General features: G+C 47.3%; 14 protein-coding genes. 9 read left to right on the forward strand and 5 right to left on the reverse strand.

The features are described 5' to 3' along the window. The first annotated feature begins 36 nt into the window (after positions 1 to 36). Positions 37 to 2,397 carry an alpha-L-rhamnosidase C-terminal domain-containing protein gene (locus ACIFQM_RS00530; RefSeq protein WP_430064769.1) on the forward strand — a complete coding sequence of 787 codons (2,361 nt, stop codon included), beginning with the start codon at positions 37 to 39 and terminating at the stop codon, positions 2,395 to 2,397. Positions 2,398 to 2,642: 245 nt separating this feature from the next. Here ACIFQM_RS00530 and ACIFQM_RS00535 read toward each other — a convergent pair whose 3' ends face one another. Further along, on the reverse strand, positions 2,643 to 4,901 hold the full coding sequence (locus ACIFQM_RS00535) for a beta-L-arabinofuranosidase domain-containing protein (protein WP_430064771.1): 2,259 nt from the start codon (positions 4,899 to 4,901) through the stop codon (positions 2,643 to 2,645). Between the two features lie 130 nt (positions 4,902 to 5,031). On the opposite strand from ACIFQM_RS00535, the gene ACIFQM_RS00540 reads away from it, so the two are divergent. The 8 genes from ACIFQM_RS00540 (at position 5,032) to ACIFQM_RS00575 (ending at position 15,039) form a co-directional block, all read left to right on the forward strand. Continuing rightward, a complete protein-coding gene (locus ACIFQM_RS00540; RefSeq protein WP_430041536.1) occupies positions 5,032 to 5,925 on the forward strand; it encodes an AraC family transcriptional regulator in 894 nt (297 codons plus the stop codon). A gap of 171 nt (positions 5,926 to 6,096) precedes the next feature. After that, complete coding sequence (locus tag ACIFQM_RS00545; protein ID WP_014279234.1) at positions 6,097 to 6,552, forward strand: PTS sugar transporter subunit IIA; 456 nt, start codon at positions 6,097 to 6,099, stop codon at positions 6,550 to 6,552. 1 nt (position 6,553) lies between these two features. Then, entirely contained in the window at positions 6,554 to 6,868 is a 315-nt protein-coding gene (locus tag ACIFQM_RS00550) for a PTS fructose transporter subunit IIB (protein ID WP_430041534.1), read from the forward strand. A 51-nt stretch (positions 6,869 to 6,919) separates the two neighbouring features. Further along, entirely contained in the window at positions 6,920 to 8,035 is a 1,116-nt protein-coding gene (locus tag ACIFQM_RS00555; protein ID WP_404520912.1) for a PTS fructose transporter subunit IIC, read from the forward strand. Between the two features lie 55 nt (positions 8,036 to 8,090). Further along, positions 8,091 to 10,766: a mannosylglycerate hydrolase gene (mngB, locus tag ACIFQM_RS00560; protein ID WP_430041531.1), complete on the forward strand. Its 2,676-nt coding sequence runs from the start codon at positions 8,091 to 8,093 to the stop codon at positions 10,764 to 10,766. A 46-nt stretch (positions 10,767 to 10,812) separates the two neighbouring features. Then, on the forward strand, positions 10,813 to 12,780 hold the full coding sequence (locus ACIFQM_RS00565) for a BglG family transcription antiterminator (RefSeq protein ID WP_430043499.1): 1,968 nt from the start codon (positions 10,813 to 10,815) through the stop codon (positions 12,778 to 12,780). Between the two features lie 140 nt (positions 12,781 to 12,920). Next, a complete protein-coding gene (locus ACIFQM_RS00570; RefSeq protein WP_430043501.1) occupies positions 12,921 to 13,436 on the forward strand; it encodes an RNA polymerase sigma factor in 516 nt (171 codons plus the stop codon). Continuing rightward, the gene (locus tag ACIFQM_RS00575; protein ID WP_430043503.1) at positions 13,423 to 15,039 is read left to right on the forward strand and encodes a DUF4179 domain-containing protein; all 1,617 of its coding nucleotides are present in this window, start codon (positions 13,423 to 13,425) and stop codon (positions 15,037 to 15,039) included. The genes ACIFQM_RS00570 and ACIFQM_RS00575 overlap by 14 nt, the downstream gene beginning before the upstream one ends. Positions 15,040 to 15,127: 88 nt before the next feature. Here the strand turns inward: ACIFQM_RS00575 and ACIFQM_RS00580 are convergent, their stop codons facing one another. The 4 genes from ACIFQM_RS00580 to ACIFQM_RS00595 form a co-directional block, all read right to left on the reverse strand. Continuing rightward, positions 15,128 to 18,175 carry a glycoside hydrolase family 2 TIM barrel-domain containing protein gene (locus tag ACIFQM_RS00580; protein WP_430043505.1) on the reverse strand — a complete coding sequence of 1,016 codons (3,048 nt, stop codon included), beginning with the start codon at positions 18,173 to 18,175 and terminating at the stop codon, positions 15,128 to 15,130. 56 nt (positions 18,176 to 18,231) lie between these two features. After that, positions 18,232 to 19,056 carry a carbohydrate ABC transporter permease gene (locus ACIFQM_RS00585; protein WP_430043506.1) on the reverse strand — a complete coding sequence of 275 codons (825 nt, stop codon included), beginning with the start codon at positions 19,054 to 19,056 and terminating at the stop codon, positions 18,232 to 18,234. After that, complete coding sequence (locus ACIFQM_RS00590) at positions 19,053 to 19,949, reverse strand: carbohydrate ABC transporter permease (protein WP_430043508.1); 897 nt, start codon at positions 19,947 to 19,949, stop codon at positions 19,053 to 19,055. The genes ACIFQM_RS00585 and ACIFQM_RS00590 overlap by 4 nt, the downstream gene beginning before the upstream one ends. A gap of 102 nt (positions 19,950 to 20,051) precedes the next feature. Further along, on the reverse strand, positions 20,052 to 21,341 hold the full coding sequence (locus ACIFQM_RS00595; RefSeq protein WP_430046272.1) for an ABC transporter substrate-binding protein: 1,290 nt from the start codon (positions 21,339 to 21,341) through the stop codon (positions 20,052 to 20,054). Positions 21,342 to 21,605 lie beyond the last annotated feature (264 nt).

Below are 21,605 nucleotides of genomic sequence, written 5' to 3' on the forward strand. Positions count from 1 at the left end.
ATCTAAGGATTTTATGTAGAAGGAGCGGTTAAAGAGATGCTAGTAAACTGGGAAGAAGAAGCTAAATGGATTTGGACTCCTGATTGGACAATAGATGATGAAAACGAGGTAGGAAGCTTCGTTTATTTTCGTAAGACGTTTAATTTGGAAAACGGACCCCATCAAGCCAAAATCAAGGTGTCAGCGGATAGTCGATATCGCCTCTTTGTTAACGGAGTCTCTGTTAGCTTCGGTCCATGTAAAGGAGATCGTTTCACCTGGTATTATGAAACAGTTGATATTAGCTCATTTTTGAGGGCAGGAGAAAATGTAATAGCGGCTCAAGTCTTACGTTATTCGCCTGTGCAGGATGGTAACGAGTCCGTGTGGAGAACACGTTTGGCTGGGTTATATGTACATGGCATCATCAGAGACTCTGCTGGTCATATGGTCAATCAACTCCATACGGATGAGTCTTGGCGCTGCATGAAGGATACAGCTATTTCCCTTTCTCAGGGTATATATACCGTTTTTTTGGGTATTACGGAGGAAGTAGATGGATTAAATCTTCCCTTTGAATGGAATGTAAGCGGATACGATGATGGTGATTGGCTTTCTGCCTCCGCTTACCAGTTTGATACGTTACATGGTGTTCTGAAGCCTTGGGTGTTAACAGAAAGGGCAATTCCTTTGATGAAGGAGGAAAACCGGCGATTTTCAAACGTTCAGAGAGTCATGGATTCGGAGGTTTCAAGTGAGGCGTGGCTCGATCTGTTGTATCGTGATGTTCCATTGACGATTCCTGCTCACAGTAAGGTCATTGCTGAGTTGGATGCCGGGGAACTGACAACCGGATTTTTGCAGCTTGCCATGAGTCAGGGGGCAGAGACAAAAATCTCTTTGTTGTGTGCTGAATGCTATGAACAAGAGCCTAAACTGGTACCTTGGATGCGCGATAAGGGAGACCGGACAGATAGCGAAACGGGCTCCTTATGCGGAGATTACGACATATATTGTGTAGCGGGAATGAGAGATAAATTTGAAACCTATGAACCGTTTTGGTTTCGGACATTTCGTTATGTACGTATTGAAATTGAAACCAAGGGACAACCGCTCACGCTGCATCAGCTAGATTATCGTGAAACGGGTTATCCCCTTGAAGTCATGGGTCATTTTAATAGCTCAGATGGCTCATACTCGAAGCTATGGGATATTAGTTTACGGACGCTTCAGCTGTGTATGCATGAGAGCTATGAAGATTGCCCTTATTACGAACAGTTACAATATGCTATGGATACGCGCTCCCAGATTTTATTCACGTTCAATGTATCGGGAGATGACCGTCTGGCACGGAAGACATTTTATGATTTCCATAGCTCATTGCTTCCTCAAGGGTTAACACAATCTCGCTATCCATCTCATGCACCACAGGTTATCCCCGGCTTTTCGTTATACTGGATTCATATGCTTCACGACCATATGATGTACTACGGAGATGTTCAATTAATGAAGAGATACGGGTCTTCGGTGGATGCCGTATTAGATTACTATGACCGAATGCTTGACGAGCGTGGACTAGTTGGCGTAATGCCAAGCCAATATTGGTCGTTCATTGATTGGACAGATGAGTGGAAAGAATCATTTGGTGTTCCTACCGCCTCTCATCATGGACTACTTACCATTCATAGTCTTATGTACGCGGCGGCCCTTCGGAAAGCTGCGGAGATGGCAGCCTTTGTAGGCAGGGAGGGAGTTGCTTCCGAATATAGAGAAAGAGCAGAACGTATCTGTACAGCTGTAGTTGCAAATTGTCGTTCCATAGGTAATTCAGGTATGTTTACCGATGGGCCCGGTGTAGAACTATTTAGTCAGCAAACACAAATATGGGCTGTCTTGTCTGAAACGGTAAAAGGGGAAGAAGCGAAGCAGCTTATGGAAATCACGCTAGCAAACGATTCCATTCCTAAAAGCTCCTTTGCCATGTCATTTTACTTATTCCGCGCATTGGCAGCGACTAATCTGTATGATCGTGTACACTCACTATGGGAGCCGTGGAGAAAGATGGTTGATCAAAACCTGACTACATGGATGGAAGACACCGTGAGTCAACGAAGCGACTGCCATGGGTGGGGAGCTGTACCTCTTTATGAGTTCACCTCGGAAATTCTAGGCGTGCAGCCCGAGACACCCGGATATGGTAGCATTCGGGTTCGCCCAAGAGTAGATCATCTGACATGGGCAAAAGGACAGGTTGCTACTCCGAAAGGACTGGTAAAAGTAGAGTGGCACCGAAGTGAAGGGGAGTTTATAATCTGGGTGGATGGACCGGAACAAACGCCATTGACGCTCATTTTACCTGACGGAAATATTCAACATTTTAAGAGTGCAGCATCTGTTCAATATATCTTGAAGCTATAGACGAGGATAACGAATTCAACTTTCATAAGTGGAGGAGCGGACAGCTAAGAATATAAAACCGATTACGACTGATGGCTTTGGTGTATCGATTACCAAGGCAGCAGGCCACACTTTTATTCTTTTTTTAAAAGAGGCGCAGCTAACAGCCCTTGATGCTGTCACCTTGTTCACCGCCTGAAAGGAACCTGGGGCTATAATCTTAGGTTCCTATTTTGTGGAAAATATTTTGAAGAATATTTATTGGACTACAAGCCTGAATGTCTGATCACTCGCAATCCTGCGACCTTCGCCACCTTGCCTTGTGGATGGGCTGTGAACTGGATCGTAACTTCATCCTTTTGAGCCGTCACAGACAGTGGAAGCTCATAGGCGAACGTTTCAAATTTATTCATTTCCTCGGATTCCAGCTTGCCTTCTCCTAAAATCTGACCATCTACGGTGATATAAAAGTCACGATGAGAGCGATCCGAATCTTTCAGATAAGTCACTGCTAATTGGACAGGCTCATCCGGAAGCACCTTCATGACAAAAGAGAACCAGCCCCCAGGCCATGTATCGCGATATTTACGGTTATAGATGGACCCTAAACTCACATGTTCGCCCGTAAAGGCATGATCCCGTTCTGGCTGCATTTCGGCAGGCTGCACAGCATCCACCGTACGTCGTTCCAACTCCAACTGGTACGCTAACGCGGTGCGGTATTCCGCCTCTGTTGAGGCCCATTCTCCCTTGGAAAAGAGGTCCCAATAAACGGTATAGGAACGATCATACATCTGATAAAACGGCCGAAGCTCCAAATCTCTGACATAGCCTACATCGTTCATATGGAATACATTAGGCTTGTTCCCGTCAGGGACCAGCTTCGAGGTCAGCGAATCGGTCTCCCCGACTAGAACAGACGCCAGCAGACGTTCCTCGTTGGGCTCCTGTCCTACAGGCCCAAGGTCCCCAGCCAGCACAAGCGGCCCATACATAAAAGCAATCCGGCGCGGATTATCCGGCATTTCCTCGACTCTCACCGTCATGGGAAGGTCATACTCGACCGTATCTCCATCGTTCCATTCCCGTTCAATTACAACATAGCTGGTAGGGCAAGCCTCCGCAGCCAACGCTTCCCCGTTGATTTTGATGATCATACCTTGTTCCGCCCAATGCGGGTATCTTAGCTTGATCGTGAACCATTTGGGCTCCTTGCTGATGACGCGCAGCGTTCCCCGACCATTTTGCGGAAAGAGAGTCTCTTGTTTTAACTGTACGTCCATCTCATCCCACGTCACAGTAGAAGGGACATATTGATTAACATAGATCGTTTTTGGCGTGTGAAAATAAATCGCAGTGCCGTACATGGAGTGGCTTTCCATCCCGGACCCGACACAGCATGTAAAATCCTCATATTGAGAATTGAAGGATTTGTGTCCTCCCATTTCCAGCGATACAAAATAGCATACACGCCCATCGACAGGCATCTGTGAAGCCAGAATATGATTGAACATTGCCCGTTCATAGTAGTCCGCATACGCTGCATATGTGTCCCATTCGAACATATGCCTCGTTAATTTCAGCATGTTGTAGGTGTTGCAGGTTTCGCAGGTACCTTCGCCCAGACGGTCATTCAGCTTTCCCGGTTCACCAAAATGCTCATTATAGCTATTGCCGCCAATGACATAGGAATGCTTGTGAACAACCCGATCCCAGAAAAAGCGGGAGAGATCCGCATATTGCGGTTTTCCGGTCATTTCATATTGCCGTGCAGCGCCAATGATTTTGGGGATTTGCGTATTGGCATGTCGTCCTGCCAGCGTATCGTGGTTTACTGCAAGATCGTTCAGCACTTCCCCATGATAAAAGCGTTCCGCCAGCTTCAAGAAGCGCTCTTCCCCGGAATGCTCCGCCAGATCCGTCAGTACCTCGTTCATGCCGCCAAATTCGCAATGCAGCACCTGCTGTACCTGATCATCGTTCAGCCCTTGAAATACATCCTCCAGCCATTCGCCGAGTTGGATTTCCATCGCCAGAGCCTTGGGATGATGCGCGAGCAGATAGGCATCCCGCAAGCCTGCGAAGAGCTTATGTATGGTGTATAGCGGCACCCAGCCTCCGTTCAGATCAAAGCCCTGCGAGCGTATATCGCCAGCCCTCACTTCCTCGAAAAGCTCTTTCCCACGCGGAATACCGGAAATGTATCCGTTTCCATGACTATTTTGGCATATTTCCAGCTCGTTGATGACATAGTGTGCTCGTTCAAGCAGCTTTTCGTCTCCCGTTGAGGCAAACATCAGCGAGCAGCCGGACAGATAGTGACCGAGGGTATGCCCGCTGATGCCACGGGATTCCCAGCCCTCATAGTGAGCCGCTTTGGGCTCCAGTCCTGCATATGCACGAAAGCGTGATAATAGACGGTCGGGTTCCAAACTCAGCAGATAGGCCGCATTCAGCTCCATAGCATGGTAAAGCGGGCCAGAATCAATGCTTACGTTATGCAAGTCAAAAGCTTTTGCTTTCAAAATTATCGCTCCTTAGCTAAGATGAAAGTGTATATTTCTCCACTAGATTAGCATTGACATCGCGGTATGTCAGTAGCTTAACCATACAATAGGTGGACAAATCCGAACATGACCCTAAAGAGGCGATAACATGACCTATCTGAAAGTAAACGTGGATGCACCCGTTCAGCTTATCTCGGCAGGTGAGTTTATTTCCGAGGTGCCCTGGAAGCATATGAGTCGTTCTATAGAGAACTTCGAGCTGATCCTTGGTGTGCGGGAGACGGTATATATACGGGAGGAACAGGAGCATTTTGAGATCGGGGAGGGAGATATGGTGTTGCTTTATCCCGGTCGTACACATGGAGGGTATGAGGAATCGTTGCCGGGAGTTACATTTTACTGGTTTCACTTCGATGTTTCCACGCCCCCCAATGTATTATCTAATGAAGAAATGAAGCAGGAGACCCGTGTTATGGATGCTCATTTGCAGCGCCATGGCTTTGTACGGGATATCTATCTACCGCAATGCGTGCGTGCGGGCAACGGAGACCGCATTCATATTATCGTTAATCAGATTTTGCACGTAGCCAATGCGCATTATCTTACGCATCACAGTGTAAATTATCTATTCACCTCGCTGCTGATTGAGATATCCGAGCTGGCTCTCAGTCTCTTGATCTCCAGCCCCGCCAGCCCGCAGGGGAATGTGGGCTTCAACAAGATTATCGAGTGGACCCGTATTCACGCCGAAGAACCGATAACCGTGACGGATTTAGCCCGAAAATTCAATTACAACAAGGATTATATATCCCGTTTGTTCAAGCAAAATACAGGTATGCGGCCCTTGGAGTTCATTCATAGCATCCGTATCAATAAAGCCAAGGAGCTGATTTCCCGTACCGATATGAGCATTAGGCAGGTCGCAGAAGAAGCGGGATATGCGGATGAGAAGTATTTTATGCGTATGTTTAAAAAAATAGTAAATATGACCCCTTCGCAGTACCGGAATGCCTATCATAAAACATTTATGAACAAAGTCTAATGAGAAGCTAAAGCGCCGGGTGCGCTTTTTTTTTTTTCATTCCCAAAAATTAACTCTAAACCATTTCCGCTTGGTTAGGGAAATTTTATAGGTAAAACATTAGAGGAGAGTCGGCTAGAATGAATTTGTAAGCGTTTCACTTATAGATAGAAGGGAGGAGAGACATCCACCATGATTACTAGAGAACAGATTTATCTGGATGAGAAGCTGGAGACAAAATCGGCTGTATTTGAATTTATTGCCCAAGAGGCTGAGAAACTGGGTGTCACCGTCCATAGAGAGCAGCTGGTGCAGGATTTGTGGGAAAGGGAGAAGGTATATTCGACGGGCCTTCAGGATCAGTTTGCGATACCTCATACGCAGAGCGAAGCAGTCACAAGACCAGCAGTTCTGGTCATTCGATTACAAGATAGTATTGATTGGGCATCTCATGACGGTAAGCCTGTCCAGTATATTTTCAGTATTTTGGTGCCCAAAGGCTCTGTGGATGTATCCCATTTGCAAATTATTTCCTCACTCGCAACCTTGCTATTGGAGGATTCCTTCAAAGAAGCGGTGGCGGGCGCCAAGAGCGGCGACGATGTGTATCATTTGCTCGAACAATATACAGAAGGGTTGGTGTCATAAAATGAAAATTGTAGGCGTTACATCGTGTATAGCAGGTTTGGCTCATACCCCCATGGCGGCAAAAGCACTGGAAAAAGCAGCAGCACAGCTCGGTCACCACATTAAAGTAGAACAGCAGGGTGCGCTAGGCCAGGTAAACAAGCTTACGGAGGAAGAGATTGCAGCAGCGGACTTTGTACTGATTGCCTCGGACCAGACGGTAAAGGAAGCGGAGCGTTTTGAGGATAAACGAATCGTTCGTGTCAAAATCGGTCATGCGGTCAACAATGCGGAAGCGGTTCTCACCAAAGCGGTGGAAGCCATCTCGGCTCAATAACAACCGATTAGCCTTTGGACAACAGTAGTATTCAAGATAGGAGAGAATATGATGAAAAAATGGCTGAGTGAAGCTAGAAAGCATCTAATGACAGGCATTTCCTACCTCTTGCCGGTTATTATTGCAGGTTCCCTGATTGTTGCGGTGTGTAAGATTATTGGACTGACGATGGGGGTCACGGACTTCGGCCCCTATGCCGATAAAAGCGGATTTCTTCATATTTTATACTTGATGGAAAATGTCGGCTGGCGCGGAATCGGGCTGCTGAACATGGTGCTGGCCGGATATATCGCCTACTCGATTGCCGATAAGCCTGCGCTTGCTGCGGGGCTGATTGGTGGCGTACTGGCACAGGAAACGAACGCTGGTTTTCTGGGCGCGCTCGTTGCCGGGTTCTTTGCCGGATACCTCACCCTGTGGGTGAAAAATAAAGTGAAAATCACAGGCCCGGCCGCGGGTTCTGTTCCACTGATTATTCTGCCGCTTATTACGGTGGGCTTAACGGGGATTCTCATGTCCGTCATCCTGGGTGGACCGCTCAGTGCCATTAACGAAGGACTGGTTAACTGGATCAAGCATATGAGTGAAAGCGGAACCAGCACCCTCGTGCTTGCCCTGATTTTGGGAGCCATGATCGGGTTCGACCTTGGCGGTCCTGTCAATAAAGCAGCCTGGATGGCGGGAAATGCGTTATTCCTGTCAGGTGTGTATTTGCCTAATATTTTCGTAAACATTGCTATCTGTATTCCACCATTGGGCTATGGACTTGCGACTCTGATTCTGAAACGTCGTTTTTCCAAAACGTATCGGGAAGCTGGAAAAGGCTCGGTCATCATGGGCGTTATTGGAATTACCGAAGGGGCTATTCCCTTTACGTTGCGCAACCCTGCCAAGCTGATTCCACTGAACATGATTGCCTGTGCGGCAGGTGCGGCATTGACAGCTTTGTTGGGCGCACATGTCATCATGCCTCCAATCGGCGGTCTGTATGGCGCGATATCTGTAGGTACTCCGTTTGCTTATCTCGCAGGAGGGATTACGGGAGCTTTAATCATTGTAGCGGGAACTCTACTCGTCAACTTCCGTGAGGAAGAAAAGCAACAGGCAGATACAAAAGAAGCGTCCGTCAAGAAAAATGGAGAAGACATCGAACTGGTATTTGACTAAATTATTCCTGAACTTCACTAGATAGAAGATAGACAACACGGAGGGAGATAGAGATATGAACCGTACGAAAGTGCATGTCATTCCACATACTCACTGGGATCGGGAGTGGTACTTTACCACTTCCAGATCCAAAGTTTACTTGGTAAAGCATGTGAAAGAAGTGCTGGATGCGTTAGAAAATAGGGATGGTTTTAAATATTATCTGTTGGATGCCCAAGGGTCCCTGTTGGATGATTACATCAAATGGTGCCCCGAAGACGAGGAACGCATTCGCCGTCTTGTGACGGACAAGCGCCTGATGACTGGGCCTTGGTATACGCAGACGGATCAGCTAGTCATTTCCGGTGAATCCATGGTCCGCAATCTGTATTATGGCATGGAGACAGCGCAGAAATATGGTCACGCGATGAAGGTCGGCTATGTGCCGGATGCTTTCGGTCAGTCGGCACAGATGCCGCAGATTTATCAGGAGTTTGGCATTCGCCATTTTCTGTTCTGGCGCGGGGTGGCAGACAATACGAACCCGAAAACCGAATTTTTGTGGAAGGGCTCGGATGGAAGCCAGGTGTTTGCGGTCCAAATACCGTTCGGGTACTACTATGGCGGCAATATTCCAGAGGAGCCGGGAGAACTTGAAGCATATCTGGACAGCCAAATCGGTGCGCTGGAGGAAAAGGCGTCTACTCGCCATGTTTATTTTCCGAACGGCTTCGACCAAGCGCCTGTCCGCTTGAACCTGCCAGAGCTGATCCGCAAGTTCAACGAGCTTGACCCGGAACGGGAATATGTGATGAATGAGCCGGAGCGTTTCCTTGAAGAAATTGAAAAGGACAGCAGCGATCTTCCTGTGCTGGAAGGAGAGCTTATGGAAGCGAAGCATATGCGTATCCATAAGTCGATCTTTTCTACGCGGGCCGATCTCAAGCAGCAAAATAACTATATTGAAAATTTCATCGTCAATACGCTGGAGCCTGTCCTGTCAATCAGTTATGCGCTAGGACATGATTATCCGCATCACATCGTGAAGGATATTTGGAAGCTGATGTTTGAAAATGCGGCTCACGACAGCATCGGTGGCTGCAACAGTGACACGACGAACCGGGATGTCGCTTTTCGTTACAAGCAGGCGCGCGATATCGCGGAAAATCTGTTGGAGCTGCATAAGCGCATGATTGCTTCAAAGATTAAACAGGAGGAGACCTTTGCCTTCACCATCTTTAACACATTGCCCTATCCGCGTAAGGGCGTTACAGAGATTGATGCTTATTTACCGGAGGGAAGCTTTGTCATTCGGGATACGAACGGACAGCAGCTTCCGTATACAATTACCGAAAAAGTGGAACAGACAGACTATGTGCTGGGCCAGCATATTTACCTGAATCCGAGCAAAAAGGTGTATCTGCCTGAACGTGTATTCCGTGCGAAGCTGCTGGTAGAGCTTCAGGAAGTACCTGCTATGGGATATACGCAAATTGTATTTGATTTCAGTTCGACCGGGGATGCCACGGCAGAGCGCAGCAACGGGAACCGTATTGAAAACGAATTTTATAGCGTAGCTGTACAAGAGAACGGGGCATTGAGCATTACGGATAAAATCTCGGGACGTGTGTACGCGGATCAGATGGTGTTTGAGGAAAATGGGGATGACGGAGATTCCTATAACTATTCTCCGCCGGAACGTGACCTTACCATTTCTTCGCTCGGTGCTGATGTGGAGACGGTGACAACCAAAGGTCCGGTAGCCGAGGATTTGTCCCTTCGATTGAAGCTAAAGGTTCCTTATGACTTAAACGAACGCGCCGCTACCATAACCTCTGCGGAACTGCCATTACAGGCAACGGTCTCCTTGCGTAAAGGAGAGCGCCTGATACGCTTCTCGGTGGATGTGGACAATCAGGTGCTGAGTCACCGTCTGCGGGTGCTATTTGACACCGGGATTGCCTCCAGGCTTTCTATTGCGGATCAACCGTTCGGAGTCATTGCCCGTCCGACAACGCTGGAAGAAGTAGAGGTGTGGGAACGTGAGCAGTGGACGGAAAAACCGATCACGATTGAGGCTCTGCAAAGCTATGCTGCGCTGAACGATGGTTCTCGTGGAGTAGCGGTGCTGACCGGAGGAGTACGAGAATATGAGGTCATTGGCAAAGAACATGATACAATAGCGCTGACGTTATTCCGTACTTTCGGGTTTATGGGCAAGGAAAATCTGTTGTACCGCCCGGGACGCGCATCGGGAGAAAAGATCGTAGAAACGCCGGATGCACAGCTCATTGGCGAGCTTTCATTTACGTTTGCCCTGCATGTGCATGAGTCCGGTTTTGATGAAGCCAATATAGCTAAAGCGGCCAAGGAATATTTAACGCCCTTGACCAGCTATCAGCTGTCTGACTTCCTGAATGGTCGTTTAATTTTCGCCTTCCGTGACGAAGAAAGAATATTCGAGCAAAGCTACAGCCTGCTATCCTTTAGCGAGGATTCGAATGTGATCCTGAGTGCCTTCAAGAAAGCAGAGCATAATGATGGATATATTGTGCGTGTATTTAATCCTTATTTGGATAAAAATGCAATTGGACGCATCGCATTCGGTGTATCGGCTCACTACGAGCTGGCTTCACTGGATGAGCGCTCCAAGGGAGAAGCATTGGCCTCATCGGATGCCGAAGGCGCACCATTGCCGGAGTTGGGGCATTGCAAGCTGTTAACGGTACTGGTTACGCCTGAATCGAAGTAACACAGAAACAAAACATGCTTTATCGGAAAGGAGGTCTTGAAGCTACATGAATTTTCCCTACAAACGCTTGAAAAAGCTGTACCAGCTCGTCAGTGGAAACGAACAGGGCTGGTCTTGGACCACCAAAGCGTTGTCTGAGCGGCTGGAGGTCACAGAGCGGACGATCCGCGACGATCTCAAAAAGCTGGGCGGTATTCTGAATGAATATGGAGCACGGCTGGAATCCAAGAGAGGCAGCGGCTATACAATCATGGTCGTTGATCCCGAAAGATACCGTTTTTTCGCTGAGGAAGGTCAGCAAGAAACGGAGGTAAGCGGGCGGCTGCCGGGAGCACCGGAAGAGCGCATACGGTATGAGCTGTTCAAGCTGCTGAATACGGGAGAATACGTGAAGATGGAAGACCTCGCCGACGAGCTGTATATTAGCCGGGCGACCATGAATAATGATTTTAAAATTATTCGGCGGATTCTGGATGATTATGCTCTCACCCTGCGCACCAAGCCGGGATATGGCGTGAAGGTGGTCGGGGAAGAGAAGAGTATCCGTTACTGTCTCGCTGAGTATGCCGATGTACGCGATGAAGAAGGACAACGCAGCGGTATGCCTTTGGAACAGCAACAGCTGTTTCAGGGGCTGGATTTACCGCGAATCCGTGCAATTATTTTGAAGCATCTGCGGCCCAACGGCATCAAGATGGCGGATTTGGCGCTGAAGGACCTGATCACCCATCTGGCGGTTATGGTACTGCGAGTGAAGGAAGGGCATGGATTGGAGCGCTTTGAAAAGGTGGCAGGCGGTCAGCGGGATATTGAGCTGGCTACTACCATTCTGAGTGAGCTGGAAGAGGCTTTTGGCATCACCTGTCCTTTGGGGGAACTGGATTATGTCCTGCTGCACATCGTCAGCAAAAAGATGGCCGAAACCGAGTGGGAGCGTCTCCAGTCTGACCGTCTCTTCCTGGCTGTCCGCGAGATGCTGACATTTGTCTACGAGCGCTTCACCTATGATTTGCGTGAAGATGAACGGCTGTCCCGGGATTTGTTTGTGCATCTGAAACCGATGCTGACCCGGCTGGAGCATGGCATGAACATGCGTAATCCGTTGCTTGGACATATCCGCAAATATTACCCGCTTGCTTATGAAATCACGGTCGGTACGGTAAAAGAACTGCAAAAAGCATTTCCGTATGACATCAACGATAACGAAATCGGTTATTTGGCGCTTCATATCGGAGCCGCCTTGGAACGCAAATACAATATTCCGCATCGGCGTCGTAAAACCGTGTTGCTAGTGTGCGGCTCCGGCTATGGAACCGCCCGGATTTTGGAATCCAGATTGCGTTCGCTGTTCGCCGAGCTGGATGTATCCCGAGTGGTTTCACTTCGGGAATACGAGGAAATGCTTACTGTCGACGAGGATTTGATCGTATCGACCATCCACTTGCAGCAGCGTAAGGATAAGCCGTCGGCGGTGATTAGTCCGATTCCTTCGGAACGGGATATGGAGACGATCACACGGATGGTGCGTGCGAGCGATGAGGAGCAGGAAATTTCACTGCTGCGGTATTTTGACCAAGACTTGTTTATGACCCGATCCGATCGGCCGAAAAAGGATGCTCTGATTGAAGAAATGAGCGGTATTTTGAGGCAAAAGGGAGTTGTGACTGACAAGTTCCTGCCAGCAGTCATGGAGAGGGAGAAGCTGGGATCTACGGCACTGGATCGAGGTATGGCGATTCCCCATCCCTTGGAGCTTAGCTCTAACCGGACGGTCGTAAGCGTGTGTCTGCTGGAAAAGCCGATTCAATGGGATGCCAACCATGAGGTCCATGTTGTATTCCTGCTTTCGATCTGTAAAGAGGATTACGAGCAGGCGATGGGGATTTACGATCTGTTTGTAGAACTGATCCGTCAGGAAGAAACGCTGGAACGATTAAAGCACTGCCATTCCTTTGATGCCTTTATGCTAATAGCCCGTCAGGTGCTTGCGGTAAAGAGCAATGATTTTCATTGAGGGCTGGTCAAACGTCGGGAATCGAACAATCCATAACAGGTGGTCCTATATATAGGGCTGCCTTTTTTCGATATAAATGAACGGTTGTACTCTATTATTAGTCTTAATAGATGAGACCACAACAAGGGAGGTGCGCGTATATGACTGATCGAGAGCTGTTTGAGCTATATAAGGAACAGATATATTATTTTTGTTATTATCTGATGCAAAATCAAGCAGATGCAGAAGATGTTTGCCAGGAAGTGTTTGTCAAAGCACTCTTGGCCGATAGGTCCAAGGTACAAGATCTCAAATCGTGGATTTTACGAATTGCTTCCAATGAGTGCAACAATGTACTTAGAAGGCGGAAAATTGGGCTGATGAAGGAAATACGAACTTTTTTATTGTCACGTCCTCATTCATTTAATCCGGTGGAAGAGAGCTTATATCATCGAGAAACGAAGACAGAGCTACACAAGCTATATAACAAGCTTCCAGATAAAATTCGAATGGTCGTAGTCCTTCGTTATGTAAACGAATTGACTGTGCCGGAGATCTCTAGAGTTATAAATATACCCGAAGGAACAGCTAAATCCAGATTAAATCGGGGGCTTAAACTGCTAAAAAAAATGATGGTATCCCAAGTAAAGGAGATGAGTAGCAGTGAGTCGATATGATGAAAAAGAACAGCACATTCCTCAACCTGACTATGATGCAATGTGGGTAAATATAGAACAGGAAGCAACCAAACGAAAAGCAGCTTTGCAACAGTCACAGGAAGCACCTATGCATCGAGCAAAAATTGTTCCTGCGAGTATCGTATTCTCATGTTTTCTGCTCGTTGCCATCCCTGTATTCGCTGGTGTGGCTATCAATTGGGATAGAATAGGCGGACGTAGTGTAACCATTGCGCTAAATAATGGTATTGGCCAGCGGTATGATCTAAAAGCATCCAGTGCAGGCATTACGATGAATTTGAATGGTGTTGTAACGGATGGCGAAAAAATGAAAATGCTGATCTCTCTGGATCCAGGAACCGATCCAACCAGTTATATTGGGTTTGCTATAGAGAACACGATGGTAACTAGCAATTCTGATACCAAGGAACGAGCACACGGATATTTAAATTACGATCCTCAAAGCCAGAAGCTCCTCGGCATTTATGAAACGGTTGATACTTTAAAGGATCGTAAAAAAGATTACACCTTTGAGGCACGGAATCTAATTTTTTATCGTAACCAGGATATTCTCTTAAAGACGGATCATCAGGCTGGGGATACCCTTGTTACCGGGAGCAAGCAGTATCCTAACATTTATATAGAATCCGTTCGACAAACCAACAGCAAGACTGTTGTCCGTTTTAGAGTTGCTGCGGCACCATCCGATTTAGGACGTGGGAACCCGCATTTGGTAATGAAAGTGGGCGACAAAGAGACAGACGCCATCCCAACCATTCTACCTAGCGACAGCTCAGACTTGCATATTGAGCAGGTATTCAACATGACTGCACAGGATTGGAAAAAGGCAAACCTTCATTTTTGTTACATTGAGGAAGCAAAACGAATTGAAGGTACTTGGAAGTTCGAATTTGAAGCGGATGGAAAAAAAGCAAGTGAAGCGATTTATTCCAAGAAGCTGCATACCAGCGCCGAATTCCAAGAAAATACAGGCACTACCTTAGACCAACTGATTGTTACCCCATTGGATATTGAAATTCTAGTAACAGAGCGTGATTCACTTAAAAAAGGAAATGTTCATTATAAAACTGCTCAACTGGTTATAGGGGATAAAAAAATTAGCGGAGGATGGAATATTAAAGGAGCTGGTCCTGAAAATTATCAACACTTATATCAATTCGAATCTCCAGAGTGGTATAAGAACTGGTCTGATGTTCCAATGAAACTTATATTGAAAGATGCTGTCATTGAGAAACGTGATACGTCCAAGAATTGGATCACTCTTCATAAACCTAAAGAAGAAAAACAGTTCGCAGAGCTTAATGCGGACGGTTATCAAATTGATTTCACATACTATACAGAGGGAAAAGATTTGATTGTCGAATCGAAATCCGGTTCCCCTGGCTTCAAAGGCGTCAACCAAACAACGATGCGAATTAACGGTAAAGAAGTAGTGCCTGAGATCATTGCGAAGGGGATGATATCCACAGGAGTTAATGTTGACCGTTACAAAGATATTGAATTAGACGGAAAATTGGAACTAAATCCTGGCATCTACAAGTACAGTGATCCTGGACGTGATATTGAAGTTATTTTGAAATAGAAATGGCCCTTCCAGCTTTAGCTTCTCATGAGGAAGCAGTGGAAGGGCTTTTGTTATATTTACTTGTCTATCCGGTGAGCGTGCTTATTTACACCCGTTGTACGGTAAACTCAAACTCCAGCTTCTGATCGGCTGCCATTTGGTATTCCTCGTGTACGGGAGCGCCCCAGCTATCGTCGCCGCCGACACCCATTTGCTTGCCGGCTACAGTAACAACGGTGTAGTAGACGTTGGGCAGCTCATACTGATGGTATGCACTTTCCAGCTCAAATGCTGTGTATGGTGAAATATTGCATTCCACAGGCGCGGTTGCAGGTGCAGTAATGCGAATACCTCGCTGAGAATCGTCGGTCATATCGACACGGCGTACGCCTGTACGGTTACCGGATTCCTGTGGCACGACATAACCGGATACGTTGTCCGCTGCCTCGTTGTGGAATACGCCGAGTCTTGCACCAAAGGCCCGGTCGATATAGTTTTCCTCCGGTCCCATAGCGTACCATTCCAGATGGCGATAGTCTGATGGAACCTTGAAAGAAAGGGCAAAGATCGGCAGATTAGGCAACCCGGATACGCCTTCATAAGTGGATTTCACTTTCAGGCTGCCATCGGCAAAGACGGTATAAGCTACGGTTACCTGTACGTCTGCATGAATGCTTAGTGTATAGCGGAACGTAACGGTTACGTGATCAGTTTGCTCCTCCGTGACTTCAATTCCCACGCATTTGCGTGTTAGACTCGCAGCAAACCAACCGCCCGCTTCAAACCCAAGCGCTACACCTCTGTCATTGTCCGTGGTTGCACGCCAGAACAATGGGGCAGGAGGAATGGCGATCATCTCGCGTCCAGCGTAGCGCAGTGAAGTCAGGCTGCCTGCTCCTTTGGAGAACATGATACTGAAATCTGCACCGTGAACGCCAATGTTTACATCACCATGCACGATGCGAATGCTGCCGGCAGGAACAGTCTGTGGACGGGTATCTTCCACGATGAAAATATGCTGTCCGAAGGCTACTTCATATCCAGCCTCCGCCCAGAGTGTAGCTTCTTTCAAGACCAGAGACGTGTGAATAACATATTCACCGGGCGCATCTACTCCAGCCGTATCTGTCAGCGTCAACGGAATATGAGCTTCTGTCTGTGCGGCTACGCCCACTTGAATCACGTTCCGTGCGATTTCCCGGCCCTCATGCAGCAGGCTGTATACCAGCTCGTAGTCATCCGTTCCCTCGAACAGATTTTCATTGCGAATCGTCACGCCTGTGCGATCCGGGGTCAGCTTCAGATTTTGGTACAGGAATTTGACCTCCTGCATCTTCGGTGAAACCTTCCGATCTGCATAGACGATTCCATCCGTACAGAATCCATAGTCTGTGGCCCGGTCGTCAAAGTCGCCGCCGATTGCGAGGTACTCGCGTCCATAACGATCTTTTTTCATAACCGCCTGATCAATATAATCCCAAATAAAACCGCCCTGATATAGCTCGTATTTATTCTCCAGCTCTGTATATTTGTGCATACCGCCTACGGAATTACCCATCGCATGCATGTACTCACAGCTAATATACGGCTTTTGCGGATTGTCGTTCAAATACTGCTCGATATCTGCGGGCTTGGCGTACATCCGGCTCTCCATATCGCTGGTATCATCGTACGTGCGGTTGTGGAATACGCCTTCGTAGTGCACCAGACGGCTTGGGTCGGTGGCTCGGAAATAATTGGCTACATTCCGCAGCACTTCACCCGCATAGGACTCATTGCCGCAGGACCAGATCAGGATGGACGCATGGTTTTTGTCTCGTTCCAGCATGGAAATGGCGCGGTCCATAACGATATCCTGCCACTCAGGCAGATTGCCGGGAATATTCCACGAAGGCTCGACTGCGCCAAGCTTTTGCCAGGAGCCGTGTGTTTCCAGGTTCATTTCGTCGATCACATACACCCCGTACTCATCACACAGCTCATACCACAGGGTCTGATTCGGATAGTGAGAGGTGCGAACCGCGTTCATATTGTTTTGCTTGAGTGTACGAATATCCCATAGCATATCTTCACGCGAAATCGCACGTCCGGTGCGGGCGTTGAATTCATGACGATTTACGCCCTTGAAGACGATCCGCTTGCCGTTCAGATGCATCACCTTGTTGATCAGTTCAAACTTGCGGAAGCCGATCTTCTGCGGAATGACCTCCACCAGTGTCCCGTCCGGCTCGTGAATTTGGATGAACAAGGTGTACAGGTAAGGCTTTTCGGCGCTCCAGCGCTGGACTTGATCCAGTGTCGCTGACAGCGAAGCCTTGCCATCTGTAAAATCCGCCTTCAAAGAAGCTACAATCTGGCCCGTAGCATCTTTGACATCGACGGCTGCATAGGCTGCTACTTCTTTTTCCAAGGTCAGCTCCAGCTCCAGAAGGCCCTGCGCATACGGGGCGTCCAGATCGGCCTTGGCATGCAGATCACGTACGTGAACAGATGGGATGGTGTACAGATATACCTCTCTGAAAATACCGGAAAAACGCCAGAAATCCTGATCCTCCAGCCATGCTCCTGTACTTCTCTGATATACCTCAACCGCCAGCTTGTTTTCGCCAGCTTGCAGGAACGGTGTCAGTTCAAAATCGGACGGTGTAAAGCTGTCCTCGCTGTACCCGACAAATTGCCCATTCAACCACACATAGAAGGCCGACTCGACGCCCTGAAAGGAAATGAACACAGGCTGACCGTCAGAAGCCATATGCTCCGGCAAAACAAAGCTTTTGATATAGCTTCCGACCGGGTTGTGATCTTCTGGAATATGTGGTGGGCGAACGTCGGACTGTCCGTCCCACGGATACATCGTATTCACGTACTGCATTTGGCCGAAGCCTTGCGTCTGAATATGACCCGGTACCTGGATGTCGCTCCAGCCACCGTATTCAAAATCAGGGGCATGGAACTCAACCGGACGGCTGACCGGGTTCGTAGCATAGTTGAATTTCCAGCTACCGTTCAGGCTATGACGCCAAGCCATATCGGCATGACGCTCCGCTTCCTGAAGTGTAGCGTAATATTTATGATCGGAATAGGCAGGCAGCCGATGTACTGCAAACTTGGTTACGTCGGTTAGCCAATCCAGGCTGGGGGTGTGAATAGTCAAGGCGAACACTCCTTATTTTTAAATTAATATGAAGGGATTTCACAACAGCGAACCCGTTATTTTACCGAGCCTACCATACCCGCTACAAAATGCTTCTGCATCAGGAAAAATACCAGTGCAGTCGGCAAGGTGGACAGGACAATAGCAATCATAATCACACCATAATCTGGTGCATAGCCGGAGCCGAGGTTCGAAATCAACAACGGAATCGTTTGATTTTCCGGCGTTTGCAGCACGATCAGAGGCCAGAGATAGTTATTCCAACTCGACATGAACGTGATGATAGCGGCAGCGGCATAGGTTGTTTTCATCGTAGGCATATACACCCGGAAGAACAGACCCAGCTCGGACAATCCGTCCATGCGACCAGCTTCCAGCAAGTCCTTGGGAAACATCTTGGTGCTTTGACGGAAAAAGAAGATCAGAAACGCCGTAGTCACCGTCGGAATGACGACAGACGAAAGTGTATCAATGCCGATCCAAGGCAGTGTGTTGGAGATACTGCCGAACATCCGATAGAGCGGGATCATGATCGCCGCAAACGGAATCATCATAGACATCAGCAGGATATTGAAGACAATATCCTTGGCTTTACTTCTGTAAATTTCAAAGCCATAGCCTGCCAGGGAGGCAATCAGCATCGCCAGCAGTGTCGTGGAAATCGAGATTTTCGCCGAATTGCTCAGCGCAGTGACGATGTCCACCTTATCCATCAGATGATGGATGTTATCCATCAGGTGGGAGCCGGGCAGAAGCTTACCTTTAGTCACATCGACCGACAGGTTGGTAGAACTGGATAGCATCCACAGGAACGGGAAGATCGAAACGAACGACATAATGATCAGAAAGGCATACGTAAATAATCTTTTCGTTTTCATCATTTTTTCTCACCTGCCACTTTGAACTGGATGATCGACAAGATAATGATCATAATGACGATAGAGTAGGATACGGTCGCCGCATAACCAAAGTCGGATGAATATTTGAAGGACAGGTTGTAGATATATTGCGAAATAGACGATGTAGCGTTCCCCGGCCCACCCTTGGTAATATTCATGATTTCATCAAAGAGCTGGAGTGTACCAATCGTCGATGTAATCGAGGTGAACAGGATAATCGGCTTAAGCAGTGGAACCGTAATGTTGAAAAACTGTCGAATAGGGGAAGCACCGTCAATACGGGCCGCTTCATAGATGGAGCTGTCAATATTCTGGAGACCAGACAAGTAAAAGATCATATTGTAGCCAGTCCAGCGCCATGTGATCGCAATAATAATCGTAACCTTGGCCCAGAAAGGGTCTGTAATCCATTGGATCGGCGTGCCAATCACATGCAGATTCAGCAATAAGGAGTTTACCAGTCCGTCAGCCGAGAACAAATACTTGAACACAACGGAATAGGCTACCAGCGATGTAATACAAGGCAAGAAGATGGCTGTGCGGAAAAAGCCCTTGAATTTAAGATTTTTATCATTGAGCAATACTGAAATGAACAGAGCCAGAATCACCATCAATGGCACCTGGAAAATCAGATAGATAAATGTGTTCTTCACGGCGGTTATAAACATTTTATCTGTGAACAGACGCTTGTAGTTGTCAATGCCGTTGAAGGTCAGATTAGACCCCGTGCCTGTCTTGAAGGACAAGATAAGCGCCTGGATCATCGGGTAGAAATAAAAGGCTGCAATCATGATCACTGCGATGGATATGAACAACCATCCTGTCATACCTGCCTTGAAACGCGATGTCGTCATTTTGGGTGCGGCTGTTTTCATAACCATATCAACTCCCTATGCAGCATTAAAACCTTGAACTCGCAAGCCCAAGGTTTTAAGTGCTTATCGTTTTATTGTTTAGCCTTGGCTAGATGGACTGTCTTATTTAAGCTGTGCTTCTGCTTGTCCTTGAGCATCTTTCAGAACGGTGTCTACATCTTTGCCGTTCAAGTAATTTTGAATTTCAACGGTCATGATGTCCTCAATGGCATAAGTGTGCATGCCATAATTGACTTTTGGAACTTGTTTGGTCCATTCTGCGAATTTCTTGTAGACTTTGTCGCCACCGAAGTACGGATCTGTCTCGTCATAAGCTTTACCGCTGGAAGCTGCGTTTAATGAACCGACAATTCCGATTTTGCTCAGCATATCTTGATATAGATCTTGATCTGAACCGAATGTTTCTTTCAGGAAATCAGCAGCAATATCTTGACCATCTGTATTCAGGACATACCAGGAGCTGCCGCCGAGGCTGGAAGCATTCACGGATTCAGGTACATTTTTCAATTTAGGGAAAGGAACAACGGCCCATTTACCCGATTGCGAAGCTTCTGCTTTGATTGAAGGTGTAATCCAGTTACCTGTTGGTACGGAAGCAACTGCACCGCTATTAAAGGCTGCCAGGAATTGACTCCAGTCGGCATTCATTTTAACAATGTTCGCATCGAACAAGGATTTGTACGTCAAGAGCGCTTCTTTCAGAGCTGTATTACCTGCCAGGTTTGGTGTTTTACCGTCTTCTTTCAGGTACCATGAACCTGCGGATTGGATCATACCACGGATCAGACCGAGGTCGTTTGGATCTTGAGTCAGCATATCTTTACCTGTTTTTTGTTTTACGGCTTTACCGATTTCAATGAATTTGTCCCAATCAATGTTGGTCAGGTCAGCTACTTTGTAGCCAGCTTGTTCCAAATAATCCGTTCTTACATACAGACCCATAACACCGGAGTCGAATGGAACACCGTATTGCTTGCCGTTGTAGCTGGTCGGTCCAATTTTATAATCGGCGAAGTCGGATGCTTTGATCGAGTTGCTCATATCATGGAAGGAATCAGGATAGGCTTGCAGGAAGTTTTGTGCCCGGTAATCCTCAATCAGAACCACGTTAGGCAATCCTTTGGTAGAACCGGAGTTAAGACCGGCATTCATTTTTTGCACGATATCATTTTGAGCATATTCAACAATGTTTACGTTTACATCAGGATGTTTGGCGACGTAGCGATCTTTCGCCAGCTTTAGGGCCGCGATATTGAAGTTCGGGTCCCAAGCCCAGACCGTGATTTCTTTCTTACCGGAATCCGTGGTGGTCGCGGCTTTCTCGGAATTGCTGGAACATGCAGATAGCAAGATCAAGCTTGCGATCAGCAGAAGGAAAGTCATTTTTTTCATTTCGTTCAACCCCTACTCTTTTTTTATAATCATTTAAAATTTATTGAAAGCGGTTACCTTGTTTATGAATCTAGTTTATCATCCTTGCTCTGCGGGCAGTTAGGAATATCTTTATACGGATTTGTCTTATTATTATGATTTATCAAAAAAGGTACCGCTTACATTTGTTCTTTTTTTAGATTTAGGTATTTTTTTTAGATTGAACTAAAGTTGTACACGAAGCGCCACTGCGCGGTCGGATGGTGCTTCCCATCGCTGTTGTAT

Origin of the sequence: Paenibacillus sp. NRS-1782 (assembly GCF_050467685.1) — a bacterium.
GTDB lineage: Bacteria > Bacillota > Bacilli > Paenibacillales > Paenibacillaceae > Paenibacillus > Paenibacillus terrae_A.

Excerpts from the sequence above, each read along its gene's own strand:
- ACIFQM_RS00590 (WP_430043508.1), bottom strand. The coding sequence starts at position 19,949 with ATGAAAACAGCCGCACCCAAAATGACGACATCGCGTTTCAAGGCAGGT.
- ACIFQM_RS00530 (WP_430064769.1), top strand. The coding sequence starts at position 37 with ATGCTAGTAAACTGGGAAGAAGAAGCTAAATGGATTTGGACTCCTGAT.
- ACIFQM_RS00570 (WP_430043501.1), top strand. The coding sequence starts at position 12,921 with ATGACTGATCGAGAGCTGTTTGAGCTATATAAGGAACAGATATATTAT.
- ACIFQM_RS00555 (WP_404520912.1), top strand. The coding sequence starts at position 6,920 with ATGAAAAAATGGCTGAGTGAAGCTAGAAAGCATCTAATGACAGGCATT.
- ACIFQM_RS00595 (WP_430046272.1), bottom strand. The coding sequence starts at position 21,341 with ATGAAAAAAATGACTTTCCTTCTGCTGATCGCAAGCTTGATCTTGCTA.
- ACIFQM_RS00550 (WP_430041534.1), top strand. The coding sequence starts at position 6,554 with ATGAAAATTGTAGGCGTTACATCGTGTATAGCAGGTTTGGCTCATACC.
- ACIFQM_RS00565 (WP_430043499.1), top strand. The coding sequence starts at position 10,813 with ATGAATTTTCCCTACAAACGCTTGAAAAAGCTGTACCAGCTCGTCAGT.
- ACIFQM_RS00585 (WP_430043506.1), bottom strand. The coding sequence starts at position 19,056 with ATGATGAAAACGAAAAGATTATTTACGTATGCCTTTCTGATCATTATG.
- ACIFQM_RS00540 (WP_430041536.1), top strand. The coding sequence starts at position 5,032 with ATGACCTATCTGAAAGTAAACGTGGATGCACCCGTTCAGCTTATCTCG.
- ACIFQM_RS00545 (WP_014279234.1), top strand. The coding sequence starts at position 6,097 with ATGATTACTAGAGAACAGATTTATCTGGATGAGAAGCTGGAGACAAAA.
- mngB (WP_430041531.1), top strand. The coding sequence starts at position 8,091 with ATGAACCGTACGAAAGTGCATGTCATTCCACATACTCACTGGGATCGG.